Source organism: Salmonella sp. SAL04196, from assembly GCF_046550835.1.
Lineage (GTDB): Bacteria > Pseudomonadota > Gammaproteobacteria > Enterobacterales > Enterobacteriaceae > Salmonella > Salmonella enterica.
On the sequence record NZ_JBGDXE010000002.1, the window covers coordinates 235,425 to 262,360 of the forward strand.

Annotated in this window: 28 protein-coding genes; 17 read left to right on the plus strand and 11 right to left on the minus strand. The window is 53.0% G+C overall.

All coding sequences use genetic code 11. From position 1 onward, the window contains the following. Window positions 1-7: 7 nt before the first annotated feature. From rsmE to metK, 5 genes are all read right to left on the minus strand, one after another. Window positions 8-739, minus strand: coding sequence for a 16S rRNA (uracil(1498)-N(3))-methyltransferase (gene rsmE / locus ACLJPE_RS10670; RefSeq protein ID WP_001222488.1), 732 nt, complete (start codon window positions 737-739; stop codon window positions 8-10). 76 nt (window positions 740-815) lie between these two features. After that, entirely contained in the window at window positions 816-1,523 is a 708-nt protein-coding gene (endA, locus tag ACLJPE_RS10675) for a deoxyribonuclease I (protein WP_000286124.1), read from the minus strand. Between the two features lie 94 nt (window positions 1,524-1,617). Beyond that, entirely contained in the window at window positions 1,618-2,115 is a 498-nt protein-coding gene (locus tag ACLJPE_RS10680) for a SprT family zinc-dependent metalloprotease (RefSeq protein ID WP_000856775.1), read from the minus strand. A 78-nt stretch (window positions 2,116-2,193) separates the two neighbouring features. After that, the gene (gene galP / locus ACLJPE_RS10685; RefSeq protein ID WP_001113171.1) at window positions 2,194-3,588 is read right to left on the minus strand and encodes a galactose/proton symporter; all 1,395 of its coding nucleotides are present in this window, start codon (window positions 3,586-3,588) and stop codon (window positions 2,194-2,196) included. A 492-nt stretch (window positions 3,589-4,080) separates the two neighbouring features. Then, complete coding sequence (gene metK, locus ACLJPE_RS10690; RefSeq protein WP_001062140.1) at window positions 4,081-5,235, minus strand: methionine adenosyltransferase; 1,155 nt, start codon at window positions 5,233-5,235, stop codon at window positions 4,081-4,083. 55 nt (window positions 5,236-5,290) lie between these two features. On the opposite strand from metK, the gene ACLJPE_RS10695 reads away from it, so the two are divergent. From ACLJPE_RS10695 to speB, 5 genes are all read left to right on the plus strand, one after another. Next, window positions 5,291-5,590 carry a hypothetical protein gene (locus ACLJPE_RS10695; protein ID WP_001543499.1) on the plus strand — a complete coding sequence of 100 codons (300 nt, stop codon included), beginning with the start codon at window positions 5,291-5,293 and terminating at the stop codon, window positions 5,588-5,590. 59 nt (window positions 5,591-5,649) lie between these two features. Further along, window positions 5,650-5,799: a hypothetical protein gene (locus tag ACLJPE_RS10700; RefSeq protein ID WP_001751809.1), complete on the plus strand. Its 150-nt coding sequence runs from the start codon at window positions 5,650-5,652 to the stop codon at window positions 5,797-5,799. Window positions 5,800-5,884: 85 nt separating this feature from the next. Further along, window positions 5,885-6,016, plus strand: a complete 132-nt coding sequence (gene yqgB / locus ACLJPE_RS10705) for an acid stress response protein YqgB (protein ID WP_000729109.1) — start codon at window positions 5,885-5,887, stop codon at window positions 6,014-6,016. An 8-nt stretch (window positions 6,017-6,024) separates the two neighbouring features. Beyond that, a complete protein-coding gene (speA, locus tag ACLJPE_RS10710; protein WP_001278580.1) occupies window positions 6,025-8,001 on the plus strand; it encodes a biosynthetic arginine decarboxylase in 1,977 nt (658 codons plus the stop codon). A 227-nt stretch (window positions 8,002-8,228) separates the two neighbouring features. Continuing rightward, window positions 8,229-9,149, plus strand: coding sequence for an agmatinase (gene speB / locus ACLJPE_RS10715; RefSeq protein WP_000105550.1), 921 nt, complete (start codon window positions 8,229-8,231; stop codon window positions 9,147-9,149). 100 nt (window positions 9,150-9,249) lie between these two features. Here speB and ACLJPE_RS10720 read toward each other — a convergent pair whose 3' ends face one another. Further along, window positions 9,250-10,008 carry a M48 family metallopeptidase gene (locus ACLJPE_RS10720; protein WP_023233413.1) on the minus strand — a complete coding sequence of 253 codons (759 nt, stop codon included), beginning with the start codon at window positions 10,006-10,008 and terminating at the stop codon, window positions 9,250-9,252. Between the two features lie 275 nt (window positions 10,009-10,283). Between ACLJPE_RS10720 and tkt the strand changes: the two genes are divergently transcribed. From tkt to ACLJPE_RS10755, 7 genes are all read left to right on the plus strand, one after another. Then, entirely contained in the window at window positions 10,284-12,275 is a 1,992-nt protein-coding gene (tkt, locus tag ACLJPE_RS10725) for a transketolase (protein WP_000098648.1), read from the plus strand. 311 nt (window positions 12,276-12,586) lie between these two features. Then, the gene (gene cmtB, locus ACLJPE_RS10730; protein WP_001518319.1) at window positions 12,587-13,030 is read left to right on the plus strand and encodes a PTS mannitol transporter subunit IIA; all 444 of its coding nucleotides are present in this window, start codon (window positions 12,587-12,589) and stop codon (window positions 13,028-13,030) included. A gap of 27 nt (window positions 13,031-13,057) precedes the next feature. After that, on the plus strand, window positions 13,058-14,437 hold the full coding sequence (locus ACLJPE_RS10735; RefSeq protein ID WP_000400411.1) for a PTS mannitol transporter subunit IICB: 1,380 nt from the start codon (window positions 13,058-13,060) through the stop codon (window positions 14,435-14,437). 23 nt (window positions 14,438-14,460) lie between these two features. Further along, a complete protein-coding gene (locus tag ACLJPE_RS10740) occupies window positions 14,461-15,735 on the plus strand; it encodes a zinc-binding dehydrogenase (protein ID WP_039512844.1) in 1,275 nt (424 codons plus the stop codon). Further along, window positions 15,732-16,703, plus strand: a complete 972-nt coding sequence (gene glpX, locus ACLJPE_RS10745; protein ID WP_001519647.1) for a class II fructose-bisphosphatase — start codon at window positions 15,732-15,734, stop codon at window positions 16,701-16,703. Before ACLJPE_RS10740 ends, glpX begins: the two co-directional genes overlap by 4 nt. 213 nt (window positions 16,704-16,916) lie before the next feature. Then, entirely contained in the window at window positions 16,917-17,438 is a 522-nt protein-coding gene (locus ACLJPE_RS10750; protein ID WP_001530277.1) for an MltR family transcriptional regulator, read from the plus strand. Further along, window positions 17,423-18,139 carry a nucleoside/nucleotide kinase family protein gene (locus ACLJPE_RS10755; RefSeq protein WP_000401540.1) on the plus strand — a complete coding sequence of 239 codons (717 nt, stop codon included), beginning with the start codon at window positions 17,423-17,425 and terminating at the stop codon, window positions 18,137-18,139. Before ACLJPE_RS10750 ends, ACLJPE_RS10755 begins: the two co-directional genes overlap by 16 nt. On the opposite strand, the gene ACLJPE_RS10760 is transcribed toward ACLJPE_RS10755, so the two are convergent. Genes ACLJPE_RS10760 through ACLJPE_RS10780 form a run of 5 tightly spaced genes read right to left on the minus strand, consistent with a single transcriptional unit; the run spans window position 18,108 to window position 21,193 of the window. Continuing rightward, window positions 18,108-18,797 (minus strand): energy-coupling factor ABC transporter ATP-binding protein, encoded by a 690-nt coding sequence (locus ACLJPE_RS10760; protein ID WP_000956933.1) that lies wholly within the window; start codon window positions 18,795-18,797, stop codon window positions 18,108-18,110. The two genes, ACLJPE_RS10755 and ACLJPE_RS10760, sit on opposite strands and share 32 nt — an antisense overlap. Next, window positions 18,791-19,468: an ABC transporter ATP-binding protein gene (locus tag ACLJPE_RS10765; RefSeq protein ID WP_001530229.1), complete on the minus strand. Its 678-nt coding sequence runs from the start codon at window positions 19,466-19,468 to the stop codon at window positions 18,791-18,793. The genes ACLJPE_RS10760 and ACLJPE_RS10765 overlap by 7 nt, the downstream gene beginning before the upstream one ends. Then, the gene (locus ACLJPE_RS10770; RefSeq protein ID WP_000553266.1) at window positions 19,456-20,163 is read right to left on the minus strand and encodes an energy-coupling factor transporter transmembrane component T; all 708 of its coding nucleotides are present in this window, start codon (window positions 20,161-20,163) and stop codon (window positions 19,456-19,458) included. The genes ACLJPE_RS10765 and ACLJPE_RS10770 overlap by 13 nt, the downstream gene beginning before the upstream one ends. Then, window positions 20,164-20,742 (minus strand): ECF transporter S component, encoded by a 579-nt coding sequence (locus ACLJPE_RS10775; protein ID WP_023233412.1) that lies wholly within the window; start codon window positions 20,740-20,742, stop codon window positions 20,164-20,166. 25 nt (window positions 20,743-20,767) lie between these two features. Next, on the minus strand, window positions 20,768-21,193 hold the full coding sequence (locus ACLJPE_RS10780; RefSeq protein ID WP_000218562.1) for a PPC domain-containing DNA-binding protein: 426 nt from the start codon (window positions 21,191-21,193) through the stop codon (window positions 20,768-20,770). 373 nt (window positions 21,194-21,566) lie between these two features. On the opposite strand from ACLJPE_RS10780, the gene epd reads away from it, so the two are divergent. The 5 genes from epd (at window position 21,567) to argO (ending at window position 26,898) form a co-directional block, all read left to right on the plus strand. Continuing rightward, entirely contained in the window at window positions 21,567-22,613 is a 1,047-nt protein-coding gene (gene epd / locus ACLJPE_RS10785; RefSeq protein ID WP_001630718.1) for an erythrose-4-phosphate dehydrogenase, read from the plus strand. A gap of 21 nt (window positions 22,614-22,634) precedes the next feature. Next, on the plus strand, window positions 22,635-23,798 hold the full coding sequence (gene pgk / locus ACLJPE_RS10790; RefSeq protein WP_000111274.1) for a phosphoglycerate kinase: 1,164 nt from the start codon (window positions 22,635-22,637) through the stop codon (window positions 23,796-23,798). Between the two features lie 101 nt (window positions 23,799-23,899). Next, window positions 23,900-24,979: a class II fructose-bisphosphate aldolase gene (fbaA, locus tag ACLJPE_RS10795; protein ID WP_000034386.1), complete on the plus strand. Its 1,080-nt coding sequence runs from the start codon at window positions 23,900-23,902 to the stop codon at window positions 24,977-24,979. Between the two features lie 222 nt (window positions 24,980-25,201). Beyond that, entirely contained in the window at window positions 25,202-26,062 is an 861-nt protein-coding gene (locus ACLJPE_RS10800) for a small-conductance mechanosensitive channel MscS (protein ID WP_000389833.1), read from the plus strand. A gap of 200 nt (window positions 26,063-26,262) precedes the next feature. Next, window positions 26,263-26,898, plus strand: coding sequence for an arginine exporter ArgO (gene argO, locus ACLJPE_RS10805; RefSeq protein ID WP_000626876.1), 636 nt, complete (start codon window positions 26,263-26,265; stop codon window positions 26,896-26,898). The last annotated feature ends 38 nt before the right edge of the window (window positions 26,899-26,936 follow it).

Sequence of the window (26,936 nt, forward strand, 5' to 3'; positions counted from 1 at the left end):
TAACGCTTCATCCTAAGTCGCCAAAACGCACCTGTAGCGCGGTAATGGCGGTGAGCGCGGTTGTCTCAGTACGCAGAACGCGAGGTCCTAACAGAATATCAGTAAACTGATAGCGCGCGGTCATCGCGATTTCGTCCGCCGACAGCCCGCCTTCCGGGCCGATCAGCAGTCGGACGCGTTCAACCGGCAGCGGCAGAGTGTTGATGCTGGCATGGGCGCGCGGATGAAGATTGAGCTTCAGCCCGGAATCTTGCTCGGCGCACCAGGCTTCCAGAGCCATCGGCGGGCGAATTTCCGGCACCCGGTTACGCCCGCATTGTTCGCAGGCGGCGATGGCGATCTTTTGCCACTGCTGGCGCTTTTTGTTCAGACGTTCATTATCCAGTTTAACGCCGCAGCGCTCAGAGAACAGTGGCGTAATGAGGCTTACACCCAGTTCGATCGATTTCTGGATAGTAAATTCCATTTTTTCACCGCGCGACATCACCTGGCCCAGATGGATATGTAGCGGCGATTCACGATCGTCGATTTCGCCTTTCATCACTTGCACTTCAACGCTTTTCTTACTGGCGCTAATGATTTCAGCATCGAATACCTGATTACTGCCGTCAAACAGCTGTAACGCTTGTCCCGGTCCCATGCGCAGTACACGACCAATATGGTTGGCCGCATCTTCGCATAACGAAATCTGCGTACCGGACGTCAACAATTCAGGGTGATAAATGCGGGGAATACGCATAATAAAAAAATCCGCGTCATGGCCCCGGCGTTTGGCTATCCAGGGCATGGGTTAACAAGAATCCCGCTAGTGTAGGTTAGCTCTTTCGCGCCTGGCAAGCGCGTTGCACATAGGGATTATGATTACCCTGGACCTTCGCGATACGCGCATCGCGCTCGCACTCCCAGGCGGTAACGGGGTACTGCTTATCCCAGACGTTAAACAGCTGCGTTTGTTGGCGGGAAAGTTTCAGTTGGTATTGGTCGCGCATATAAAAATAAGTGCGGGCGATTGCGCCACGGGCGCGGGCGGGCGGCTCGGCGAGCTTCGCTTTGAAATCCACTTTCATGGCGCACTGCCCGTACTGACCTTCGCCGCCGTTCCACTGGCTATACATAAAGTTGCCGCGATCGCCATTTACTTCGCCAATCGCGGGTTGCAGGTTATGCATATCGCTTTCCATTTTGCGGTAGACCGGGTCTTTAGCGCAGTTTTTTCGCCCGCCGTCCTGCCAGCACTGGCGCTGATGACCGAATTGCCAGGCGGGGACAACGTGCTCCCACTCAATGCGTCTGGCGCGATTCTCGTTTTTACGCACCTTATAGCCGCAGGACTCCAGGTCTACGACGCCTTTTTTACCCTGCCAGCGGATTTGGCACCCGCAGTAAAAGCTGCCGGGCGCGTCGGCATTGACTTTGACGCTCGCCGCTTTGGCCTGAGAAAAATTGTTAATGCCATCGGCCAGGGCCTGGCCTGAAAACGCTGCGGCCAGCAACGCAGCGGCAAAAGAAAAATTACGGTACATTGCACACTCCATAGCAAAACGAGCCCGCAACGTAACGAAAGTTGTGTCTGTATGCAATCAGTCCGCTCAGGAAAGTTCCCGGACGTTTCGGGAACTACCCGGCGACCAGTGGTTCGCCGCAGTGAACGCAACGATAAACCGCTTCGCCGCGTACTACCCGATTGTGACGGCGGACGGTGAGTTGATGTTGCTGGCATTGGCAATGGTAGGGAAAGGTATTGCGCCGTACGGATTGCAGCGCAAATTGATGAGTACGTCTGGCCGGAACGCCCAGCACGCTTTCCATCATCCACTTCCATTCCTTGCCATGCGGAGCCTTGCGTCCGAAGTGCTTCCACACCAACAGATGCGCCAGTTCATGCGGCACGACCTCTGCTATAAAGGTGTCGATGTTTTCCAGCAGTAACACCGGGTTGAGGCGGATTTCGTAGCTCTCCAGCCAGGCGGTGCCCGCCGAGGTGCCGCGTTGCGTATACACCAGTTTCGGCTCCGGATAATGTCTATCGAGCTTGAGGTTCGCCTGGGCGAGATTTTCCCGCAGGCGGCGCATTACGGCCTGCTGAATAGCGATAGGGAGACGAGGGGTTTTCATAGCGGCAGAGAATAGTGCGACGGAAGAGGGACTGCAAGAAAAACGCTTCCCCCTGTGGCAGGAGGAAGCGTGGAGGGATTAGTCGTGGGCGCCGATTTCGCGCAGTTTACGACCTTTCATCAGGTTACGTTCAATGTGTTCCAGCGAAACGTGTTTGGTTTCCGGCACCAGCCACAGGGTCAGCAGGATAAACAGCACGTTCAGGCCAGCGTAGACCCAGAAGGTGTTGGCGTTACCCAGATTGTTCAGCATGGTCAGGAACGTTGCGCCGACGATCATATTGGCGATCCAGTTGGTCGCGGTGGAGCAGGTGATGCCGAAATCGCGGCCTTTCAGCGGTTGGATTTCGGAGCACAGTACCCAAATCAGCGGACCAGCGCTCATCGCAAATCCAATGATGAACATCAGCAGCATAGCGATAGCGAAGTATTGCGCAGACGGCGAATGGATGCCGATGTGCATCATCGTACCCAGAATCCCCATACCAATCGCCATGACCAGGAAGCCCAGCGTCAGGGTCGGCTTGCGGCCCCAGCGGTCAACCAGGCCGATAGCGATGAAGGTTGCCAGCACGTTAGTCAGACCAACAATAACGGTGCCCCACATCTGCTCCGTGGTATTCGTGTACCCCGCCAGTTCGAAGATTTTCGGCGCGTAATACATGATGACGTTCATCCCGGTAAATTGCTGCATGACCTGCAACAAAATGCCAAGAAACACGGCGCGGCGGAAGTTGCTGTTCTCTTTGAACAGCGCCCAACCGCTCTGTTTAACCTGCAAACTTTCGCGAATTTCATCGAGCTCACGTTTTGCTTCCGCACTGGTGTCACGCAGGCGCAACAGGACGCGTTCAGCATCATGGAAGCGGCGTTTTGCCGCAAACCAGCGCGGGCTGTCCGGCAGGAAGAAGACGCCGATCAGCAGCAGAATGGCCGGGATGATGATCACGCCGAGCATCCAGCGCCATGCGCCGCTGTAGCTGAACGCGGTATCGGACAGATAAGCGCCCAGAATCCCGATGGTGATCATGAGTTGGTACATTGAGATCATACTGCCGCGAATTTTTTCCGGCGCGATCTCGGACAGGTACAACGGTGCGGTGTAGGAAGCGACGCCGACGGCCAGACCCAGCAGCACGCGAGAAATAATCAGGACTTCAACGTTAGGCGCCGCAGCGGAGAACAGCGAACCGGCGACGAACAGGATAGCGCCGATCATCAGGCTTTTTTTACGACCCAGCTTAAAGGAGAGCCAGCCGCTGCCGACAGCGCCGACGGCCGCGCCAAACATCATGGAGCTGACCACCCATTCCTGAGTGTGTGCGGTAATCTGAAACTCGTCGGTAATGAAGGGTAAAGCACCGGCGATAACGCCGATATCCAGGCCAAAAAGTAATCCTGCCAGGGCTGCAAGAAAGCAGACAAAAAATGTCATGGCCTTGTTGGAACGCCCTTGTTTTTTATTGTCAGGCATTATGCCCTCCGGTTGGGTTAGCAATTTTATCGATGTTAAGAGTAGGTGAGTACGCCGTAAAAAGATGTGAGGCTAATCACAATGGTGTAATCGTTTACACTACTATTTATCTCGGTGATTATTTAATTATCTGAAAAATAATAGTTTTAATAATCTTATAACCATATCAATCGCCTGGTATTCAGACAAAGTTGAAAAATTATGTAATATTTTCATCGCAGAATTAGCATACCGATAGTGATGTGGTCAGTTCTTAATGAAAATGAATGTAACCGCTTTCATGATGACTGAAACTGAATGATAAAAAGTGTAGTCGAAGAAACGAAAGGGGAGAGTGGATTGTGCTGCGCATCACAAAAAGGTCAGTATAAATACACACTGGAATATCTGATAACGTTGCGTGTATCAGTAATGATAAAGGCCAGCAGGGCGCTGGCCTTGATAAGTACAGTATGGTTTACCTGACTGACAAACAGCGTCAGGCGCGGGCGATTATTTCAGACCGGCAGCGTCGCGCAGCAGTTGCGCTTTGTCGGTTTTTTCCCATGGGAAGTTTTCGCGACCGAAGTGGCCGTAAGCCGCAGTTTCTTTGTAGATCGGGTGCAGCAGATCCAGCATCTGAATCAAGCCGTACGGGCGCAGGTCAAAGAATTCGCGTACCAGCAGAATCAACTGTTCAGCAGGCACTTTTTCAGTACCGAACGTTTCCACCATGATGGACGTCGGCTCCGCTACGCCGATAGCGTAGGAGACCTGGATTTCACAGCGATCCGCCAGACCTGCCGCCACGATGTTTTTCGCGACATAACGCGCAGCGTAAGCTGCAGAACGGTCAACTTTAGACGGATCTTTACCGGAGAAGGCGCCGCCGCCGTGACGCGCCATACCGCCGTATGTATCAACGATGATCTTACGACCGGTCAGACCACAATCGCCCATCGGGCCGCCGATAACGAAACGACCGGTTGGGTTGATAAAAAACTTAGTGGACGTATTTAACCATTCAGACGGCAGAATGGGTTTGATGATCTCTTCCATCACCGCTTCTTGCAGCGATTTTTGGTCGATATCTTCTGCGTGCTGCGTAGAGAGAACCACGGCGTCGATACCGACGATTTTGCCGTCGTCATACTGGAAAGTGACCTGGCTTTTTGCATCCGGACGCAACCATGGCAGGGTGCCATTTTTACGCACTTCAGCCTGACGCTGTACCAGACGGTGCGCGTAGGTGATTGGCGCAGGCATCAGTACGTCGGTTTCATTTGTCGCGTAGCCAAACATCAGGCCCTGGTCGCCCGCGCCTTGTTCCAGCGGGTCTGCGCGGTCAACGCCCTGGTTGATATCCGGAGACTGTTTGCCAATTGCGCTCAGTACTGCGCAAGAGTTGGCGTCAAAGCCCATGTCGGAATGCACATAGCCAATTTCGCGCACCGTATTACGGGTGATCTCTTCGATATCGACCCAGGCGCTGGTGGTGATCTCACCGCCAACTAAAACCATGCCGGTTTTAACGTAGGTTTCACAGGCGACGCGTGCTTTCGGATCCTGTTGCAGGATAGCATCCAACACGGCATCAGAGATTTGGTCTGCGATTTTGTCAGGATGCCCTTCTGATACGGACTCAGACGTAAAAAGGTGTTTTGCCATATTTAATTTCACCTAAGGAGAATTTAGTTAGCTCAAACTGTTGTGCGGAATAGTCATGACAGAAGATTCTACCATGAGTCTGAAGGTCACTGACACTGGCAGTCTGAGTGTTAATCAGTATGGATGGATTAACATCTGGACGGCTATTTTAGGTCACTTCTTCGCCCAATTTCCAGCTTTTTTTGAAGGCCGTCGCAATGTCGGTCAAAATCAGGCGGTAAACGTTTCTGATAATGCTGACATTATGCGCATTTATGCTTTGCTTTTTTTCTGCGTTCTGGGTATAAAACGCGACGCGCGGCTCATACAAAAGCACACGACGTTTTCTTCGTGTCGCCACTTCCAGCCGGGTTAAAACGTTGCTTTGGCTTGTGGGTTCGTCTTACGAGGCGGCCGTGGAGGTGATACGAGATAATGAACCGTTGTATTCTGCTGAATTTGTCGCATCGTTCTGGTGCGCGCATGTCCCCCGCAATCTGCATCTCTGCTTTGCATACCTGCCGATGTTATACCCATCTCGGCGCTTCTCAGGATTCCAGAGCTGGCAATGGCGCTGAAGACTGAACAAGGGCGCTCTTGTTAACGCAAGAGTTTTCTCGTGGTTTCGCCGAACCGTTATCTGTGAGTTCGGTTACGTGTTTACAATGATATGAAAAAGAAACCGGTCGCGCAGGCGGAGCATCAGCGCTATCTGCTGGAAAATCCGCTTGTCTATGGGTTGTTATCGCGTCTTCGGATTGCGATAGTGGTCAACTGTTTTACACTTGCTAATAAAAATTGAGGTTCGCTATGTCTGACGACATGTCTATGGGTTCGCCTTCGTCAGCAGGCGAACAGGGTGTACTACGCTCCATGCAGGAGGTTGCAATGAGCTCCCAGGAAGCCAGCAAGATGCTGCGCACTTACAATATTGCCTGGTGGGGCAATAACTACTACGACGTCAACGAGCTGGGCCATATTAGCGTATGCCCCGATCCCGACGTACCGGAAGCGCGTGTCGATCTTGCCAAACTGGTGAAAGCGCGCGAAGCGCAAGGTCAGCGTCTGCCGGCGCTGTTTTGCTTCCCGCAGATCCTGCAACACCGTTTGCGTTCAATTAACGCGGCGTTTAAGCGTGCGCGTGAATCTTACGGTTATAACGGCGACTACTTCCTCGTTTACCCGATTAAGGTCAATCAGCATCGCCGCGTGATCGAGTCCCTTATCCATTCCGGTGAACCGTTGGGGCTGGAAGCGGGGTCGAAAGCGGAATTGATGGCGGTGCTGGCGCATGCCGGCATGACCCGTAGCGTGATCGTCTGTAATGGTTATAAAGACCGTGAATACATTCGGCTGGCGCTGATTGGCGAGAAGATGGGCCATAAGGTTTATCTGGTCATCGAAAAGATGTCTGAAATCGCGATTGTGCTGGAAGAGGCCGAGCGCCTGAACGTGGTTCCTCGCCTGGGCGTGCGTGCGCGTCTGGCTTCTCAGGGGTCCGGTAAGTGGCAATCCTCCGGCGGCGAAAAATCAAAATTCGGCCTGGCGGCGACCCAGGTGCTGCAACTGGTGGAGACCCTGCGTGACGCCGGGCGTCTGGACAGTCTGCAATTGTTGCACTTCCACCTGGGATCGCAGATGGCGAACATTCGCGATATCGCGACCGGCGTGCGCGAGTCCGCGCGTTTCTATGTTGAGCTGCATAAGCTGGGCGTTAATATCCAGTGCTTCGACGTGGGCGGCGGTCTGGGCGTGGATTATGAAGGTACCCGCTCGCAGTCCGACTGTTCGGTGAACTATGGCCTGAACGAATATGCCAATAACATCATCTGGGCGATTGGCGATGCCTGCGAAGAGCATGGTTTACCGCATCCGACGGTGATTACCGAGTCTGGCCGCGCCGTCACTGCGCACCATACGGTACTGGTCTCTAACATTATCGGCGTGGAGCGTAACGAATACACGGATCCGACTGCCCCTGCTGAAGATGCGCCGCGCGCGCTGCAAAATCTCTGGGAAACCTGGCAGGAGATGCATAAGCCAGGCACTCGCCGCTCGCTGCGTGAATGGCTGCATGATAGCCAAATGGATCTGCACGATATTCATATCGGCTACTCTTCCGGCGCGTTTAGTTTGCAGGAGCGCGCCTGGGCGGAGCAACTTTATCTCAGCATGTGCCATGAAGTGCAGAAGCAACTGGACCCGCAAAACCGTGCGCATCGTCCGATTATCGACGAACTGCAAGAGCGGATGGCGGACAAAATGTACGTCAACTTCTCGCTGTTCCAGTCAATGCCGGACGCGTGGGGAATCGATCAGCTCTTCCCTGTACTGCCGCTGGAAGGGTTAGATCAGGTACCGGAACGTCGTGCCGTGCTGCTGGATATAACCTGTGATTCCGATGGCGCTATTGACCACTATATCGATGGCGACGGTATCGCCACGACGATGCCGATGCCGGAATACGATCCAGAGAATCCGCCGATGCTCGGCTTCTTTATGGTCGGCGCCTATCAGGAGATCCTCGGTAACATGCACAACCTGTTTGGCGATACTGAAGCGGTTGATGTGTTTGTTTTCCCGGATGGTAGCGTCGAGGTTGAGCTGTCGGACGAAGGCGATACCGTTGCGGATATGCTGCAATATGTGCAACTGGATCCGAAAACGCTGTTAACGCATTTCCGCGACCAGGTAAAACAGACGGATCTGGACGATGCGTTGCAGCAGCAGTTCCTTGAGGAATTTGAAGCGGGACTGTACGGTTATACTTATCTTGAAGATGAGTAGCCGTTGATGCCCGGTGGCGCTGCGCTTACCGGGCCTACGAATGCAGGCTGGATAAGGTAAAGCCACCACCCGGCAGAATGCTATACTCACTTGAACCCGTATGAATTAACGGCGATAATTCGCCGCAATAGCGATTTACAAATCAATCCCTTCCTCGTCGGGTTTAACGACGCGGAGGGGATTTTTTTCATCTGTTTTAATGCAACGACTCTAAAAGAGGTCAGGACATGAGCACCTTAGGTCATCAGTACGATAACTCACTGGTTTCTAATGCGTTTGGTTTTTTACGTCTGCCAATGAACTTCCAGCCGTATGACAGCGATGCCGACTGGGTGATCACTGGCGTACCGTTTGATATGGCAACGTCCGGTCGCGCTGGCGGTCGTCATGGCCCGGCGGCGATCCGTCAGGTGTCGACCAACCTCGCCTGGGAACATCACCGTTTCCCGTGGAATTTTGACATGCGCGAGCGCCTGAACGTCGTAGACTGCGGCGATTTAGTGTATGCGTTTGGCGATGCCCGTGAAATGAGCGAAAAATTACAGGCGCACGCTGAAAAACTGCTGTCTGCAGGCAAGCGTATGCTCTCTTTCGGCGGCGACCACTTCGTCACGCTGCCGCTGCTGCGCGCCCACGCGAAACATTTTGGCAAAATGGCGCTGGTACATTTTGACGCGCATACCGATACCTACGCTAACGGCTGCGAATTCGATCACGGCACGATGTTCTACACCGCGCCGAAAGAAGGCCTGATCGATCCGCATCATTCGGTACAGATCGGTATTCGCACTGAGTTTGACAAAGACAATGGCTTTACCGTGCTGGATGCCTGCCAGGTCAACGATCGCGGCGTGGATGATATTCTCGCTCAGGTGAAACAGATCGTCGGCGATATGCCGGTCTATCTGACCTTTGATATCGACTGTTTGGACCCGGCGTTTGCGCCTGGCACCGGTACGCCGGTGATCGGCGGTTTGACCTCCGATCGCGCCATTAAACTGGTACGCGGTCTGAAAGATCTGAACATTGTCGGTATGGATGTAGTGGAAGTCGCGCCGGCTTACGATCAGTCAGAGATCACCGCTCTGGCGGCCGCGACGCTGGCATTAGAAATGCTCTATATCCAGGCGGCGAAGAAGGGCGAGTAAGTTGTTTTGCCGGATGGCACTGCGCTTATCCGGCCTACAGCTGATTGATGCTTGTAGGCCAGATAAGGCGTTCACGCCGCCATCCGGCACTGTTCGGGGGTTATTTGATCCCGTCCGCGCTCATACGATCGCGCACATGCTGTGCGCGTGCGGCGGACGCCGGGTGATCGTCGAACATTGAGCTTTGACGACCCGCTTCCAGTTTTGCCAGTTTCTCAAAGCTGGTAGCGAGTCCTGCCGGACTGATACCGCGTTTGCGCAACAGGTCGTAAGAATAATCATCCGCTTCGGACTCCTGACGCTGAGAGAACTGCGAGTTCACCAGTTTTTCGCCAAGATCGCCAAGCTGTGATTGCGACAGGCTGCCGACAACTCCTCCTGCCGATGCCGCCGCGACGCGCACGGCGTTAGTGCCCAGCGCGACCTGCATCCCTTTCTTTACATGACCCAGCGCGACATGGCCCATTTCATGGCCGATCACGGCTTCAACTTCGTTGTCGGTCATCATATCCATCAGTCCGCTGTAGACGCGGATACAACCGTTCGCCATGGCAAACGCGTTGACGTCTTTCGTCTCGTAAACCTTATAGTTCACCGGCTGGCCGTTAATGTTATCCCCCAGCGCGGCGGCAATTTTTGCCAGTCGTTTAGTGTATTCGCTGCTCGCCGGCGCGATTTTCGCTTTGCTGTCGAGCTCTTGACAGGATTGATCGCTCAACGCTTTTACCTGCGCATCGCTTAACGTATAGGCCTGAAAAGCTTCAGCGCCCGAAGAAAGCAGTCCATTAGAGTCCATATTCTGGCAACCGGTCAGCACCGCCGCCATGCCCAAAGCAAGCAGTAAAGCGCGAATTTTCATTTTTCTCTTCCATACGAATTAATATTATTTTGAAATGCGCCCGTTGCAGATGAATTAGCGCCTGGGTTAAGTATAAAGAAAAGCATGGCAGGCAAGTTAGCTAATTGCGCAACATGCGAGCACGATCCGGAGATTTCTGAAGCGGTAAAAGGATGTTCCATGTACATGACGCGCGGCTTGGGGTAAATTGTTGGCAAATTTTCCGGCGTAGCCCAAAACGCGCTGTCGTCAAGTCGTTACGGGCATGGCCTTTCAACATCCGATCTGGAGTCAAAATGTCCTCACGTAAAGAGCTTGCCAATGCTATTCGTGCGCTGAGCATGGACGCAGTACAGAAAGCCAAATCCGGTCACCCGGGTGCCCCGATGGGTATGGCTGACATTGCCGAAGTCCTGTGGCGTGATTTCCTGAACCACAACCCGACCAACCCGTCCTGGGCCGACCGCGACCGCTTTGTGCTGTCCAATGGCCACGGCTCAATGCTGATTTACAGTCTGCTGCACCTCACCGGCTATGACCTGCCGATGTCCGAACTGCAGAATTTCCGTCAGCTACATTCAAAAACCCCTGGTCATCCGGAAGTGGGCTACACCGCTGGTGTTGAAACCACTACTGGCCCGCTGGGTCAGGGTATTGCCAACGCCGTCGGGATGGCGATTGCCGAGAAAACTCTGGCGGCGCAGTTTAACCGTCCTGGCCACGACATCGTTGACCACTTCACCTACGTCTTTATGGGCGACGGCTGCATGATGGAAGGCATTTCTCACGAAGTGTGCTCTCTGGCTGGTACTCTGAAACTGGGCAAACTGATCGCGTTCTATGATGACAACGGTATCTCTATCGACGGTCACGTTGAAGGCTGGTTCACCGATGACACCGCGAAACGTTTTGAAGCCTACGGCTGGCACGTTATCCGTGGCATTGACGGTCACGATGCCGACGCCATTAAACGCGCCACGGAAGAAGCTCGCGCCGTGACTGACAAACCGTCCCTGCTGATGTGCAAAACCATCATCGGTTTCGGTTCGCCGAACAAACAGGGTACCCACGATTCCCACGGCGCGCCGCTGGGCGACGCGGAAATCGCGCTGACCCGCGAACAGTTGGGCTGGAAATACGCGCCGTTCGAAATCCCGTCTGAAATCTACGCCCAGTGGGATGCGAAAGAAGCCGGCCAGGCGAAAGAATCCGCATGGAACGAGAAATTCGCGGCTTATGAGAAAGCCTTCCCGCAGGAAGCTGCTGAATTCACCCGTCGTATGAAAGGCGACATGCCGGCTGACTTCGATGCGAAAGCGAATGAATTCATCGCTAAACTGCAGGCTAACCCGGCGAAAATCGCCAGCCGCAAAGCGTCCCAGAATGCCATCGAAGCCTTCGGTCCGCTGTTGCCGGAATTCCTCGGCGGCTCTGCAGACCTGGCGCCCTCTAACCTGACCCTGTGGTCCGGTTCTAAGGCTATCAACGAAGACGCAGCGGGTAACTACATTCACTACGGTGTGCGTGAATTCGGTATGACCGCTATCGCCAACGGTATCGCCCTGCACGGCGGTTTCCTGCCGTACACCTCCACCTTCCTGATGTTCGTCGAATATGCCCGTAACGCAGTGCGTATGGCAGCGTTGATGAAACAGCGTCAGGTGATGGTGTACACCCACGACTCCATCGGTCTGGGCGAAGATGGCCCGACGCACCAGCCGGTCGAGCAGGTGGCAAGCCTGCGCGTAACGCCGAACATGTCCACATGGCGTCCGTGCGACCAGGTGGAATCCGCGGTGGCGTGGAAATATGGCGTAGAGCGCCAGGATGGCCCAACCGCGCTGATCCTCTCCCGTCAGAACCTGGCGCAGCAGGAACGTACTGAAGAGCAACTGGCGAATATCGCCCGCGGTGGTTACGTACTGAAAGATTGTGCGGGCCAGCCGCAGATTATCTTCATTGCGACCGGTTCAGAAGTTGAGCTGGCGGTTGCCGCTTACGAAAAACTGACTGCCGAAGGCGTGAAGGCGCGCGTGGTTTCCATGCCGTCCACCGACGCGTTCGACAAACAGGATGCGGCTTACCGTGAATCCGTGCTGCCGAAGGCGGTCTCTGCGCGTGTGGCGATTGAAGCGGGTATCGCTGACTACTGGTTCAAATACGTCGGCCTGAACGGCGCTATTGTCGGGATGACCACCTTCGGTGAGTCTGCTCCGGCAGAGCTGCTGTTTGAAGAGTTTGGCTTCACGGTGGACAACGTGATCGCCAAAGCGAAAGCGCTGCTGTAATCCTTAATACGGCATGAAACGGGTCGCTTCGGCGACCCATTTTTTTAGATACATTTATTTTATCGCTAACAATGCTTTATTTGTGATTTTTATCACAATTTTGATATTTTATTATTTATTGAATTTGCAATTAACATCACAAAATGAAGCTTGCTTTTTATTTTTATAATTATAACAGGTTGTTTTATAGATAAATTATAATCATGTCATTTTAAGCGCTCGCTTTTTCGCCTGGATTGATTTCATTTTGCCGCCCGCGTATTTTATTTTTAACGACAAGTTGTACCCTAAAAATAAAATAAGGATAGTTTATGCGGTTAATAGATTATTTTCCTGAAGCATCTATTACAATAAGGCCATTGGCACAAAATTGGCAGGAAGCTGTTGATTTTTCCATGTCATCTCTTTTGGCTAATCGTTATATAAATGAAAATTATATTCAGGCTATCAAAGATTCAACAATCAGTAATGGTCCTTACTATATTCTGGCACCTGGTGTCGCGATGCCTCATGCTCGCCCCGAATGCGGCGCGTTAAAAACCGGGATGTCATTAACATTGCTCAGGCAGGATGTGCAGTTTACCGACGAGGATGACGGCATAAAATTATTAATCGGCCTGTCAGCAGCAGATTCAGATTCACATATTGGCGCTATCCAGGCGTTAAGCGAACTATTATGTGAAGAGGATGTTTTAGCGGCGTTATTAGCTGCGAAATCAGAAAAAGAGCTGGCGGATATTATAGCTCGCGCATAATTATTCTCTCCTTTACAGGATATTAATATGGAACACAAGTCTGCTCGTGCAAAGGTCCAGGCTTTTGGGGGATTTTTGACCGCGATGGTCATTCCCAATATCGGCGCTTTTATTGCCTGGGGTTTTATCACTGCATTATTTATTCCAACCGGGTGGATGCCAAACGAGCATTTCGCCAAAATTGTCGGCCCGATGATTACCTATTTACTGCCGGTAATGATTGGTTCTACCGGTGGACATCTGGTCGGTGGAAAGCGTGGCGCCGTGATGGGGGGAATTGGCACCATTGGCGTTATCATCGGCGCTGATATCCCCATGTTTCTTGGCTCAATGATTATGGGGCCTCTCGGCGGTCTGGTCATTAAATATATTGATCGGTTGCTGGAGAAGCGGATTCCCGCCGGTTTTGAGATGGTGATTAATAACTTCTCGCTGGGTATCGCCGGGATGATTTTGTGCCTGCTGGGTTTTGAAGTGATTGGTCCGGCGGTACTTATTGCCAATAACTTTGTGAAGGAGTGTATTGAATCATTGGTACATGCGGGCTATCTGCCGCTGCTGTCTTTAATCAATGAACCGGCAAAAATCCTCTTTTTGAACAATGCCATCGATCAGGGCGTTTATTATCCGTTGGGAATGCAACAGGCGTCGGAAACCGGAAAGTCCATTTTCTTTATGGTGGCCTCTAACCCGGGGCCTGGCTTAGGTTTGCTGCTTGCCTTTACGCTATTCGGCAAAGGAATGGCAAAGAAATCTGCGCCTGGCGCCATGATTATCCATTTCCTCGGGGGGATTCATGAGCTCTATTTCCCCTATGTGCTGATGAAGCCATTAACACTCATCGCCATGATTGCCGGCGGGATGAGCGGAACATGGGTGTTTAACCTGCTGGATGGCGGCCTGGTTGCAGGGCCAAGCCCGGGGTCAATTTTCGCTTACCTGGCGCTGACGCCGAAAGGTTCTTTCCTTGCTACGATTGCTGGCGTAACGGCGGGAACGGCAGTGACCTTTATTATCACCGCTTTCATTTTGAAAATGGAAAAAAGTAGCGAAGCCGACAGCGAAGATACTTTTAGTGATTCCGCTAAAGCGGTGAAAGCCATGAAGCAAGAAGGCAAATTTTCATATCGCGACGTGAAACGTATCGCCTTTGTCTGCGATGCGGGGATGGGCTCCAGCGCAATGGGCGCCACAACGTTCCGCCGACGTCTGGAAAAGGCGGGCCTGACTATCGACGTTAAACATTACGCTATCGAAAATGTACCGGATGATGCCGATATTATCGTTACCCACGCCAGCCTTGAAGGACGGGTTAAGCGAGTCAGCGATAAGCCCTTAATACTTATTAAAAACTATATTGGCGATCCGTGCCTTGATGATTTATTTAACCATTTGACATCGAATTAATATTTCAGGTTTCTGGAGTAAATATGAAAACGAAAGTAGCTGCTATATATGGCAAGCGGGATGTCCGTATCCGTGAGTTTGAATTACCCGACATTACGGAGAATGAACTGCTCGTAAGCGTAATTTCCGACAGCGTATGTCTCTCTACCTGGAAAGCCGCTTTATTAGGCAGTGAACATAAACGAGTGCCAGATGATCTGGAAAATCATCCAGTCATTACGGGGCATGAATGTGCTGGAATTATCGTCGAAGTAGGAAAAAATCTGACTGATAAATATAAAAAAGGACAGCGTTTTGTTTTACAACCGGCGATGGGCCTGCCGAGCGGTTATTCTGCTGGCTACAGTTACGAATATTTTGGCGGTAACGCCACGTACATGATAATCCCGGAAGTAGCGATTAATTTGGGCTGTGTTTTACCGTATCACGGCTCATATTTTGCCGCGGCATCGCTGGCGGAACCGATGTGCTGCATTATTGGCGCTTATAACGCCAATTACCATACAACACCTTATGTTTATGAACATCGGATGGGAGTCAAACCCGGCGGTAATATCGCGCTCCTGGCCTGTGCCGGACCGATGGGCATTGGCGCGATTGATTATGCCATTAACGGCGGGATCCAGCCGGCGCGAGTTGTGGTGGTCGATATCGATGAAGCCCGCCTGGCGCAGGCTAAAAAACTGCTGCCGGTCAAACAGGCCGCTGAGAAGGGCATTGAGCTTATCTATGTGAATACCGCGGGCATGGCTGATCCTGCTGCGCAACTTCGGACATTAACCGATGGCGCAGGATTTGATGATGTCTTTGTTTATGCCGCCGTTCCGTCCGTCGTTGAAATGGCTGACGATCTTCTCGCCGAAGACGGTTGCCTGAATTTCTTTGCCGGGCCGACAGATAGCCAGTTCAAGGTACCGTTTAATTTCTACAATGTGCATTACAACAGTACCCATGTCGTAGGGACATCCGGCGGCTCCACGGAGGATATGAAAGAGGCTATTACGTTAAGCGCAACAGGACAGCTTCAGCCTTCATTCATGGTGACGCATATTGGTGGGCTGGATGCAGTACCGGACACCGTACTCAACCTGCCGGATATTCCCGGCGGTAAGAAGCTTATCTATAACGGCGTCACCATGCCGCTGACGGCGATTACTGATTTCGCCGAAAAAGGAAAAACGGATCCGTTGTTCAGGAAGCTGGCGCGTCTGGTTGAAGAGACGCACGGCATCTGGAACGAAAAAGCGGAAAGATACCTGCTGGCGCAATTTGGCGTGGATATCGGGGAGGCGGCATGATGTCTCTGGCATGGCCGCTATTTCGCATTACGGAGCAGGCAGCACTGGCTGCCTGGCCGCAAACGGGATGCGGCGATAAGAACAGAATTGATGGGCTGGCTGTTACCGCGATGCGACAGGCATTGAATGATATCGCCATCCGTGGGCGGATCGTCATCGGCGAGGGGGAGATCGATCATGCGCCCATGTTATGGATTGGCGAGGAGGTGGGTAACGGCGAGGGGCCGGAGGTGGATATCGCCGTCGATCCTATAGAAGGCACCCGAATGGTCGCCATGGGACAAAGTAATGCGCTGGCCGTCATGGCGTTTGCGCCCCGGGGCAGCTTGTTACATGCGCCCGATATGTATATGAAAAAGCTGGTTGTAAATCGGCAGGCGAAAGGCGTGATCAATCTGGCGTTATCGTTAACCGATAATCTGCGAAATGTCGCCAGGGCGCTAAATAAGCCGCTGGAGGATCTGCGTATGGTCACGTTAGATAAACCGCGGCTGAAACCGGCCATTACACAGGCGACGCAACTTGGGGTTAAGGTATTCGCTCTCCCCGATGGTGATGTAGCGGCCAGCGTCCTGACCTGTTTGCAGGATAACCCTTATGATCTGATGTATACCATTGGCGGCGCGCCTGAAGGCGTAATTTCCGCCTGTGCGGTAAAAGCGCTGGGCGGTGATATGCAGGCGGAGCTGCTCGACTTTTGTGAAGCGAAAGGGGACAACGCTGACAACCGCCTGGTGGCGCAACAGGAGCGTCAACGCTGCGAAGAAATGGGCGTTGCGGTTAACCGCGTCTACTCCCTTGACGAACTGGCTGCCGGTAACGACATTCTCTTTAGCGCGACGGGCGTTACGGGCGGCGATCTGGTTAACGGGATCCAACGGGTTGCGAACGGTGTGCGCACGCAAACTTTACTGATTGGTAGCGCAGATCGAACGTGTAATATTATAGACTCTCTGCATTCATGGTGACTTATCCCCGTCATTCTTCACGTTGCAAGTACGTTGGCGACGCGCGTTCACACCAGTCACTTACTTATGTAAGCTCCTGGTGGTTCTCTCTCTTGCCGCTTGTCTGCAACTCGAATTATTTAGGGTATATACTCTGGGCTTTTCAGGATGAAGGACGGTGGCAAGTCCACGCCCACCTGTAGCTTGAAAGACGATGAGTATATCGGGACACAAATGACGACGCTGACAGAAGACGATGTGCTTGAGCAACTGGATGCTCAAAATAATTTACTTTCGTTTATGACGACGGCACATAACATTTTGCTCCAGGGCATTAAGCGCTTTCTGCCGTCGCTGTTTGTCGATAATGATGAAGAAATTGTGGAATATGCAGTGAAGCCGTTACTCGCCCAAAGCGGGCCGCTTGACGATATCGACGTTGCATTACGTCTGATTTATGCGCTGGGGAAAATGGATAAATGGCTCTACGCTGACATCACCCATTTTTCTCAGTTTTATCAGTACCTGCATGAACAGGACGCGATTCCCGGTTTTGCCGACGACATTACCTGGGACTTCATCAGTAACGTTAACTGTATTACCCGTAATGCGCCCTTATATGGCGCGCTGGAGTCGATGAAGTTTGCCGACTTCGCCGCGTGGTCTGAGGTGCGCTTTACCGGTATGGTCAAAACGGCGATGGCGCTGGCGGTAACGACAATTTTAAAGGAATTAACGCCGTGGAAATCGCATTAACGGTTAATGGGCTGCACGTTGAAGCACATTATCATGATGATGAAATAGAGAAGGTTCACAAGCCCTTACTGCAACAACTGGCTAAAATACATGCCGCTAAACCTGAGCGCCGTACCATCGTTTTTCTTAGCGCGCCGCCCGGCACAGGCAAATCCACGCTGACCACCTTCTGGGAATATCTCTCTCGTCAGGATGCTGGCCTGCCGGAAATTCAAACGCTTCCCATGGATGGCTTTCATTACTATAACCGCTGGCTGGAGGCGCATCATTTACGTGCCTGTAAAGGCGCGCCGGAAACCTTTGACGTTGATAAGCTGGCGGAAAATCTGCGTCTGGTGCGGGCTGGCGAAGCGACCTGGCCGCAGTACGACCGACAGTGGCACGACCCGGTGGAACACGCTGTTATGGTCACGGCGCCGATCGTGATTGTGGAAGGAAACTGGCTCCTGCGGGATGACGACAGATGGCGCGCGTTAGCGGAGTTTTGCGATTTCTCATTATTTATTCGCGCCCCGGCGGAAACCTTACGCGCCCGGTTGATTGGACGTAAACTGGCGGGAGGATTATCACAGGCGGAGGCGGAAACCTTTTATGAACGCACCGACGGCCCAAATGTGCGCCGGGTGCTGGAAAGTAGCCTGCCAGCCGATCTCATGCTGGAAATGACCTCTACGGGCGAATATCGGATGGCGTGTCCTTAATGATGTTACGCGGCGTTATCGCGCCATTATGCAGCCGTACCACCCGTGAAAAATGACGCCGGGTAAACGCAGCGTCATGGCTAATCGCCACGACGCTGGTTCCCCGTGCCCGGCATGTCGCCAGCCAGTGTTCAAATACGGTTAGCCAGTGGGCGTCAAAATCCCGGCTGGGTTCATCCAGCAATAGCACAGGCGGCGCCATCGCCTCCAGACTGGCGACCGCCACCATCCGGCGCTGCGCGGCGTGCAGATCGAGCGGGTGCGCCTCGGCGACGTCCGTTAGCTGACATAACCGCAGCGCGGCCTGCGTGCGCCGTGAAATTTCCTCCGCCGATAAGCGTTGTAGTTTCAGCCCAAAAGCGACCTCTTGCGCGACATTGCTGTGGAAAATCTGGTTTTCCGCTTCCTGAAAGAGTACGCCGATAGCGGCGGCGCGTTGACGATTTTTAAGCTGCGAAATCGGCTCTCCATTAAGCGTTACCGAGCCGGAAGTGGGGGAAAGCAGGCCGGACATAATCCGTAACAGCGTTGATTTTCCCGCGCCGTTATCGCCGGTCAACGCCAGCCATTCGCCGTCCTGAAGTTCAAGCGAGATAGCATGCAGACAGTCAGCTGCGGCATTCGGCCAGCGATAAGCGACCTGATTTAACGTCAACATAATGGGGTTAGCGCTCCGTCACGCAATTGCCATACCCGCTGGCATCGCGTCAGAAAAGGAAAATGATTACGCTCAAAAAGCACAATGAGAGAATGACGTTCCAGCGCCCACTGTTGTAACCGTTCCAGCAGCGCCCCGGTGGCCGCTGACGTCAGCCGACTGAAGGCTTCATCAAGAACTAATAGCCTGGGCTGCATGGCAAGCGCGCTGGCAATCACTACCCGCTGCGTTTCGCCGCCGGAGAGCGTGCCGGGATGGCGATGGCGTAACGACTGGCAGTTTGTCAGGGTCAGCGCCTCGTCAATGCGCCGTAGAATTTCCGCTTCATGGAGGCCGAGATTCTCCGGGCCAAACGCCACCTCTTCCTCTACGCTAAAGGTACAGCCGGAAAGCTGTAAATATGGCGATTGCTGCACCAACTGGATGGTGGGCGACTGTTCTACCAGCGGGAGCCGCCCGATAGGGACGCCAAGCAGTAAGCCTGTGCCGTCAATATCGCCGGGAAGATAATCCGGATACCAGCCAGCCATCAGTTGCGCCAGCGTACTTTTTCCGCTGCCGTTATCGCCGACTATTGCCACTATTCCGGGTGTTGAATAGTGGAAATCAAAACATGCCGGCGGGCGTGTCGCATCGGACGGAAGATAACGAAACTGCTCTAACGTAACCATATCCATACTCCCGCTTCCGCCAGTATTAGCAGTACCATGCCATACCGCGCAACCCGTTGTAACACGCTATCTTTCGGCGCCCACAGCGTGGTTCGGGCTCGATGCAGCCGAAACCCCCGCATATCCAACGCCGCGCCGCGTATTGTCAGATCGTTAAGCGCATTTTGCGTAAGCGGCACGATCAGCGCAGGCATCGCCCGTAGCCGCTGATACCAGCCTTCATCCAGAGGTACGCCGCGCGCGCGCTGGGCTTCATAAACGATCGTCAGTTGTCGTTTGAGCTGTTCGACGACCAGCAGCGGGCCAGCGAACAGGTAAGCGATGCCGGGGGGCAGACGTGAAGCGAACAGGGCGCGAATAAACCGCTGAACCGGCACATACTGCATCCATAGCTGCGACGTCGACACGATCGCCAGCAGGCGTAGCCATAGCGTAACGGCATATATCCAGCGTTGCGGATCGCGAGGCTGCCCGCTTATCCATTCCGTTAGCCAACCGCCATGTACCAGCCATAGCCCAAACCCTAAAGACAGCATCAGCCAGGCGACATACTTCGCCCGCCGCCGCGTTGATTTCAGCGCCAGCAGACAGAGGAAGGCCGCCGCGCTATAAACCGGGAGCACGGTTTGCGCAGGGAGTAGCAGCGTGGTGCAGGCCGCCAGCGCCCATAAGGTTAACGAGGTAAACGGATGCATTTAGCGTACGGCTGACATCGCAGGAAAATGCCGTGTCGTACGTAACGGTAGCTGACGCAGCAGCACCCAAACGGTGATCGCCGTCAGAATTTTATCGACCAGATTAGCGCCTATGACGGTAATCGCGACCGACTCTACCAGGTTTTGGCCCATTGAATGCATCCAGGCGACGAATAAATCAGCGCCGCTACCGGTAACGCCGCCAAAAAGCGCGGTACGAAGCGGTACGGCGACCAGCGTCACCGCTAACGTAATGACGACGCCGCTGACGACCACTTTGGGCAGGGTACGAAACCAGCCTGCGCGCGCCAGCCACCCGGCGACCAGACCGATAACCATCGCTACCGGGGCAAACGCGGCAGCGATAGGGTCGGTAAGAAGCCCCCACAGCAAGTTGGTCAGAAGCCCAGTCAACATGCCGATGAACGGCCCTAACAGCACCGCACTAATTAAGGTGCCGATCGAGTCGAGAAAAATAGGCAGCTTCAACATGCTAATAAGCTGTCCGCCAATCATATTGATGGCAATAGCGATGACAATCAGCACCAGAGACTGGCTGGAAAACGGGCGACGCGTCATAAAGTACCTCTTAAAGAGTCGTCAATTAACGGGAAGAAATATGCAGTTCGTCATAACCGGAAATGGCGCACGGTTGACGGCTGAACGTCAGCGCTGGTAGTTCGCCGATAACCAGTTCCAGCGTGGTACGCACGGTACACCCTGGCATCATATGGCCGCCGAGCATGGCTCCGTAGGGATCTGATACCGCGAGATGTAGATGCTCGCCGGTCAATTCAAGCGTGCCGTTTAGCGAGATAACTTCAAACGTGCCGGTGAGCGATGTGGTCGCCTCTTGCCCGGCATAACGCAGCGCAACATCGGCCAGACTGCCGGTACACCCTGCAATCCAGGCGGCATGTAATTGGTTCTGTTGCACAAAGGCGTGTAATTGGGAAAACACTTCCTGGCCGGGAAGCAGACGAAGCGCGTAAAAGCGCGCTGTAGAGGCATTGTGGTGAGATACAGTCATCGTTACAGGACTCCGAGACTCGGACGTGGCGCTGATAATATAGACGCTGGCGGCAGCGCTTTCTGATATAAATCAGTATTTGTGACGCGGCGATGAAAAGATCTGACGGATGTACTGGTGATTCTTAAATATGGAATAAATTGCAGCGTAAGCGGCCATGAAATGTGATGCAGGTCAGATAACTGTCTTCTTCGACTGGACAAACATTCCTTTTATTCCCCGTTTCGCTTATTCTAGCTGAAGCGTTTCAGTTAATTAAATGTTCGACAATTAACCAATCAGTCGCAGTTTGCGACAGGTGAGGTTTTACTCGACGATGAGCTGCATTACTCTGTCAGCCTCATCTGAATCGGGATAGCCTTGCAGGAGACCTATGACCGTACGCATAGCGATTAATGGCTTTGGTCGCATCGGGCGTAACGTGGTTCGTGCTTTGTATGAATCCGGACGTCGGGCGGAAATTACCGTGGTGGCCATCAACGAGCTGGCGGATGCCGCAGGCATGGCGCATTTGTTGAAATACGATACCAGCCACGGGCGTTTTGCATGGGAGGTTCGCCATGAGCGCGAGCAGCTTTTTGTCGGCGACGATGTCATTCGTATTCTGCATGAACGAACGCTGGCGGATCTGCCGTGGCGCGAACTGGGCGTGGATATCGTGTTGGATTGTACGGGCGTATATGGCAACCGGGAGCATGGCGAGGCGCATATTGCCGCTGGCGCGAAGAAAGTGCTCTTTTCTCATCCGGGCAGCAACGATCTTGACGCCACCGTCGTTTTTGGCGTGAACCAGAACCAACTGCGTGCGGAACATCGTATTGTCTCAAACGCGTCCTGTACCACGAATTGCATAATTCCCGTCATTAAATTGTTGGATGATGCTTACGGCATCGAGTCTGGTACCGTCACGACGATCCACTCCGCGATGAACGATCAGCAGGTGATCGACGCGTATCACTCCGATCTACGGCGCACGCGCGCGGCCGGCCAGTCGATTATCCCGGTAGATACGAAACTGGCGGCAGGTATTACGCGTATATTCCCGCAGTTTAACGATCGTTTTGAGGCGATTGCCGTGCGCGTTCCAACCATTAATGTGACGGCGATCGATTTAAGCGTGACGGTGAAAAAACCAGTAAAAGCCAGTGAAGTCAACCAGTTGCTGCAAAAAGCAGCACAAGGTGCATTTCATGGTATAGTTGACTATACGGAATCACCGTTGGTCTCGATAGATTTTAACCACGACCCGCACAGCGCCATTGTTGATGGCACGCAAACCCGGGTCAGTGGCGCCCACCTGATCAAGACGCTGGTCTGGTGCGATAATGAATGGGGCTTTGCTAACCGGATGCTCGACACCACGTTAGCGATGGCCGCAGTTGGTTTCAGGCTCGACGCGTCAGCGTCGACAAAACTTTAAGCATCATTGAGAGGATTCACCATGTCTGTAATTAAGATGACCGATCTGGATCTGGCCGGGAAACGCGTTTTTATCCGTGCGGATCTGAACGTACCTGTTAAAGAAGGGAAAGTGACCAGCGACGCGCGTATCCGCGCCTCTCTGCCGACCATCGAACTGGCTCTGAAACAGGGCGCGAAAGTGATGGTAACTTCCCACCTGGGTCGTCCTACCGAAGGCGAGTACAACGAAGAATTCTCTCTGCTGCCGGTTGTTAACTACCTGAAAGACAAACTGTCTAACCCGGTTCGCCTGGTTAAAGATTACCTGGACGGCGTTGACGTGGCCGAAGGTGAGCTGGTGGTTCTGGAAAACGTTCGCTTTAACAAAGGCGAAAAGAAAGACGACGAAGCGCTGTCTAAAAAATATGCCGCCCTGTGTGACGTATTCGTGATGGACGCCTTTGGTACTGCGCACCGCGCGCAGGCTTCTACCCACGGTATCGGCAAATTTGCTGACGTCGCGTGCGCAGGCCCGCTGCTGGCCGCTGAACTGGATGCGCTGGGTAAAGCGCTGAAAGAACCGGCTCGTCCGATGGTGGCTATCGTTGGTGGTTCTAAAGTATCTACCAAACTGACCGTTCTGGATTCCCTGTCTAAAATCGCTGACCAGCTGATTGTCGGCGGTGGTATTGCCAACACCTTCGTTGCCGCTCAGGGCCACAGTGTCGGTAAATCCCTGTACGAAGCTGACCTGGTTGACGAAGCAAAACGTCTGCTGACCACTTGCGATATCCCGGTTCCGACCGATGTTCGCGTTGCCACCGAGTTCTCCGAAACCGCACCGGCGACTCTGAAATCCGTTAACGACGTGAAAGAAGACGAGCAGATCCTGGATATCGGCGATGCTTCCGCTCAGCAGCTGGCTGAAATCCTCAAGAATGCCAAAACCATTCTGTGGAACGGCCCGGTTGGCGTGTTTGAGTTCCCGAACTTCCGTAAAGGGACTGAAATCGTGGCGAATGCCATCGCTGATAGCGAAGCGTTTTCCATCGCTGGCGGCGGCGACACCCTGGCGGCAATCGACCTGTTCGGCATTGCTGACAAAATTTCCTACATTTCTACTGGCGGCGGCGCATTCCTCGAATTCGTGGAAGGTAAAGTTCTGCCAGCCGTAGCGATGCTCGAAGAGCGCGCTAAGAAGTAATCGTTACGGGCAGGGATTCCTGCCCGTTGATTTATTGCCGATCTGACATTCAGGGCGGCCCGTGTTTTTTCCCAAAGCCCGACGATACAGGACAACGAAACATGTCTAAAATTTTTGATTTCGTAAAACCAGGCGTGATCACTGGTGATGACGTACAGAAAGTGTTCCAGGTAGCAAAAGAAAACAATTTTGCTCTGCCGGCAGTTAACTGCGTGGGCACTGATTCCATCAACGCTGTTCTGGAAACCGCTGCAAAAGTTAAAGCGCCGGTCATCGTTCAGTTCTCCAACGGCGGCGCTTCCTTCATCGCGGGTAAAGGCGTGAAAACTGACGTACCTCAGGGCGCGGCAATCCTGGGCGCTATCTCTGGCGCGCATCACGTTCACCAGATGGCTGAGCACTACGGTGTTCCGGTTATCCTGCACACTGACCACTGCGCCAAGAAACTGCTGCCGTGGATCGACGGTCTGCTGGACGCGGGTGAAAAACACTTCGCAGCGACCGGTAAACCGCTGTTCTCTTCTCACATGATTGACCTGTCTGAAGAGTCTCTGCACGAAAACATCGAAATCTGCTCCAAATACCTGGCGCGCATGTCCAAAATTGGCATGACTCTGGAAATCGAACTGGGTTGCACCGGTGGCGAAGAAGACGGCGTGGACAACAGCCACATGGACGCTTCTGCCCTGTACACCCAGCCGGAAGACGTTGATTACGCGTACACTGAGCTGAGCAAAATCAGCCCGCGTTTCACCATTGCCGCTTCCTTCGGTAACGTACACGGCGTTTACAAGCCGGGTAACGTGGTTCTGACCCCGACCATTCTGCGTGATTCTCAGGACTATGTTTCTAAGAAACACAACCTGCCGCACAACAGCCTGAACTTCGTTTTCCACGGCGGTTCCGGTTCTACTGCTCAGGAAATCAAAGACTCCGTAAGCTACGGCGTAGTGAAAATGAACATCGATACCGATACCCAATGGGCAACCTGGGAAGGTGTTCTGAACTACTACAAAGAAAACGAAGCGTATCTACAAGGCCAGCTGGGCAACCCGAAAGGCGAAGATCAGCCGAACAAGAAATACTATGACCCGCGCGTATGGCTGCGTGCTGGCCAGACTTCGATGATCGCTCGTCTGGAAAAAGCATTTAAAGAACTGAACGCGATTGACGTTCTGTAATGTAGTCTGTTGATTAAAATGGCTTCCCTCGGGAAGCCATTTTTTTATCGTTATTTCCGGAGAGCGGCGTTAACGCTTTCATCCGGCCAACTCACAGTGTACCTGCCTTTTTTGGGATGATGCCGAAAAATGGCATATTCCTCTGTTTTTGTTTACCTTTAAAAAGTTCTTTTCGTGAGAATGATCTCATTTGCTTGTTTTGCTATGACCAAGGAATATTGAATGGAAGATTTGAATGTTGTCGACAGCATAAATGGTGCGGGCACCTGGCTGGTACGCAACCAGGCGTTATTGCTCAGCTATGCTGTGAATATTGTTGCGGCTATCGCTATTATCATCATCGGCTTGATTGTAGCGCGCGTGATCTCCAATACGGTAAATCGTCTGATGCGTGCGCGTCATATTGATGCGACAGTGGCCGACTTTCTTTCTGCGCTGGTGCGCTATGGGGTTATCGCTTTTACGCTGATTGCGGCTCTGGGTCGCGTGGGGGTTCAAACCGCCTCGGTTATTGCCGTACTGGGCGCCGCCGGTTTAGCCGTTGGCCTGGCATTACAGGGATCGCTCTCTAACCTTGCGGCTGGGGTATTGCTGGTTATGTTCCGTCCGTTCCGCGCCGGTGAGTATGTCGATTTGGGCGGCGTTGCCGGTACGGTACTGAACGTGCAAATCTTTTCCACGACAATGCGCGCGGTAGACGGCAAAATTATTGTGATTCCGAATGGCAAAATTATCGCGGGAAATATCATCAACTATTCTCGTGAGCCGGTTCGCCGTAACGAATTCATTATTGGGGTGGCCTACGATTCGGATATCGATCAGGTGAAACAGCTGCTAACGACGATTATCGAGTCCGACGATCGTATTTTAAAAGATCGCGAAATGACGGTACGTTTGAATGAGCTGGGCGCCTCATCAATTAATTTTGTGGTGCGTGTCTGGAGTAAAAGCAGCGACCTGCAAAATGTCTACTGGGACGTGCTGGAACGTATTAAACGTGAATTCGACGCCGCTGGTATTAGCTTCCCGTACCCGCAGATGGACGTCAATTTTAAACGTGTGAAAGATAACGCCGCGGAGTAATTTTTCTCCCGCGCTGCCTGCCGGCGCTGCGCTTATCCGCCTCCAGTATTCTCTGGTTATTGAGCGGATAAGCGTAGCCGCCATCCGTTATTCAGTCTCTTCATTAGCTTTTCTTATTAGTGATTAAAATTATCAATTTCCGCTAATAATATTCCCGCGCTATAGTCTGCCTTTAAGAAAAACAGCTCAGGGTAGTTAACGTGATATCTTATTATTTTCAAGGGCTTGCCCTTGGCGCCGCCATGATCCTTCCGCTTGGCCCGCAAAATGCGTTTGTGATGAATCAGGGAATTCGTCGCCAGTACCACCTCATGATAGCGCTGCTTTGCGCGTTAAGTGATTTAGTCCTGATCAGCGCCGGTATTTTTGGCGGCAGCGCGTTGCTGATGCAGTCGCCGTGGCTGCTGGCGCTGGTCACATGGGGCGGGGTCGCGTTCTTGTTATGGTACGGTTTTGGCGCGCTGAAAACGGCAATGAGCAGTAATCTGGAGCTGGCCAGCGCCGAGGTGATGAAGCAGGGGCGCTGGAAAATTATTGCTACGATGCTGGCGGTAACGTGGCTGAATCCGCACGTTTATCTGGATACGTTTGTCGTGTTGGGCAGTCTCGGCGGGCAACTGGCTATGGAGCCAAAGCGCTGGTTTGCTCTCGGCACGATTAGCGCGTCGTTCTTATGGTTTTTTGGGTTAGCGCTACTGGCGGCCTGGCTTGCGCCTCGACTGCGTACGGCGAAAGCTCAACGCATTATCAACATTCTGGTTGGGGTGGTGATGTGGCTTATCGCCTTCCAACTGGCGCGGGAAGGCGTCGCGCATATGCACGCGCTTTTCAACTAAGCGTTGTCTGATGGACAACAGGCCGATATCCGCTAAGC

Bases quoted from the DNA above. Each gene is read 5' to 3' on its own strand.
- rsmE (WP_001222488.1), bottom strand. From the start codon at position 739: ATGCGTATTCCCCGCATTTATCACCCTGAATTGTTGACGTCCGGTACG.
- endA (WP_000286124.1), bottom strand. From the start codon at position 1,523: ATGTACCGTAATTTTTCTTTTGCCGCTGCGTTGCTGGCCGCAGCGTTT.
- ACLJPE_RS10680 (WP_000856775.1), bottom strand. From the start codon at position 2,115: ATGAAAACCCCTCGTCTCCCTATCGCTATTCAGCAGGCCGTAATGCGC.
- galP (WP_001113171.1), bottom strand. From the start codon at position 3,588: ATGCCTGACAATAAAAAACAAGGGCGTTCCAACAAGGCCATGACATTT.
- metK (WP_001062140.1), bottom strand. From the start codon at position 5,235: ATGGCAAAACACCTTTTTACGTCTGAGTCCGTATCAGAAGGGCATCCT.
- ACLJPE_RS10695 (WP_001543499.1), top strand. From the start codon at position 5,291: ATGACAGAAGATTCTACCATGAGTCTGAAGGTCACTGACACTGGCAGT.
- ACLJPE_RS10700 (WP_001751809.1), top strand. From the start codon at position 5,650: ATGAACCGTTGTATTCTGCTGAATTTGTCGCATCGTTCTGGTGCGCGC.
- yqgB (WP_000729109.1), top strand. From the start codon at position 5,885: ATGAAAAAGAAACCGGTCGCGCAGGCGGAGCATCAGCGCTATCTGCTG.
- speA (WP_001278580.1), top strand. From the start codon at position 6,025: ATGTCTGACGACATGTCTATGGGTTCGCCTTCGTCAGCAGGCGAACAG.
- speB (WP_000105550.1), top strand. From the start codon at position 8,229: ATGAGCACCTTAGGTCATCAGTACGATAACTCACTGGTTTCTAATGCG.
- ACLJPE_RS10720 (WP_023233413.1), bottom strand. From the start codon at position 10,008: ATGAAAATTCGCGCTTTACTGCTTGCTTTGGGCATGGCGGCGGTGCTG.
- tkt (WP_000098648.1), top strand. From the start codon at position 10,284: ATGTCCTCACGTAAAGAGCTTGCCAATGCTATTCGTGCGCTGAGCATG.
- cmtB (WP_001518319.1), top strand. From the start codon at position 12,587: ATGCGGTTAATAGATTATTTTCCTGAAGCATCTATTACAATAAGGCCA.
- ACLJPE_RS10735 (WP_000400411.1), top strand. From the start codon at position 13,058: ATGGAACACAAGTCTGCTCGTGCAAAGGTCCAGGCTTTTGGGGGATTT.
- ACLJPE_RS10740 (WP_039512844.1), top strand. From the start codon at position 14,461: ATGAAAACGAAAGTAGCTGCTATATATGGCAAGCGGGATGTCCGTATC.
- glpX (WP_001519647.1), top strand. From the start codon at position 15,732: ATGATGTCTCTGGCATGGCCGCTATTTCGCATTACGGAGCAGGCAGCA.
- ACLJPE_RS10750 (WP_001530277.1), top strand. From the start codon at position 16,917: ATGACGACGCTGACAGAAGACGATGTGCTTGAGCAACTGGATGCTCAA.
- ACLJPE_RS10760 (WP_000956933.1), bottom strand. From the start codon at position 18,797: ATGTTGACGTTAAATCAGGTCGCTTATCGCTGGCCGAATGCCGCAGCT.
- ACLJPE_RS10765 (WP_001530229.1), bottom strand. From the start codon at position 19,468: ATGGTTACGTTAGAGCAGTTTCGTTATCTTCCGTCCGATGCGACACGC.
- ACLJPE_RS10770 (WP_000553266.1), bottom strand. From the start codon at position 20,163: ATGCATCCGTTTACCTCGTTAACCTTATGGGCGCTGGCGGCCTGCACC.
- ACLJPE_RS10775 (WP_023233412.1), bottom strand. From the start codon at position 20,742: ATGACGCGTCGCCCGTTTTCCAGCCAGTCTCTGGTGCTGATTGTCATC.
- ACLJPE_RS10780 (WP_000218562.1), bottom strand. From the start codon at position 21,193: ATGACTGTATCTCACCACAATGCCTCTACAGCGCGCTTTTACGCGCTT.
- epd (WP_001630718.1), top strand. From the start codon at position 21,567: ATGACCGTACGCATAGCGATTAATGGCTTTGGTCGCATCGGGCGTAAC.
- pgk (WP_000111274.1), top strand. From the start codon at position 22,635: ATGTCTGTAATTAAGATGACCGATCTGGATCTGGCCGGGAAACGCGTT.
- fbaA (WP_000034386.1), top strand. From the start codon at position 23,900: ATGTCTAAAATTTTTGATTTCGTAAAACCAGGCGTGATCACTGGTGAT.
- ACLJPE_RS10800 (WP_000389833.1), top strand. From the start codon at position 25,202: ATGGAAGATTTGAATGTTGTCGACAGCATAAATGGTGCGGGCACCTGG.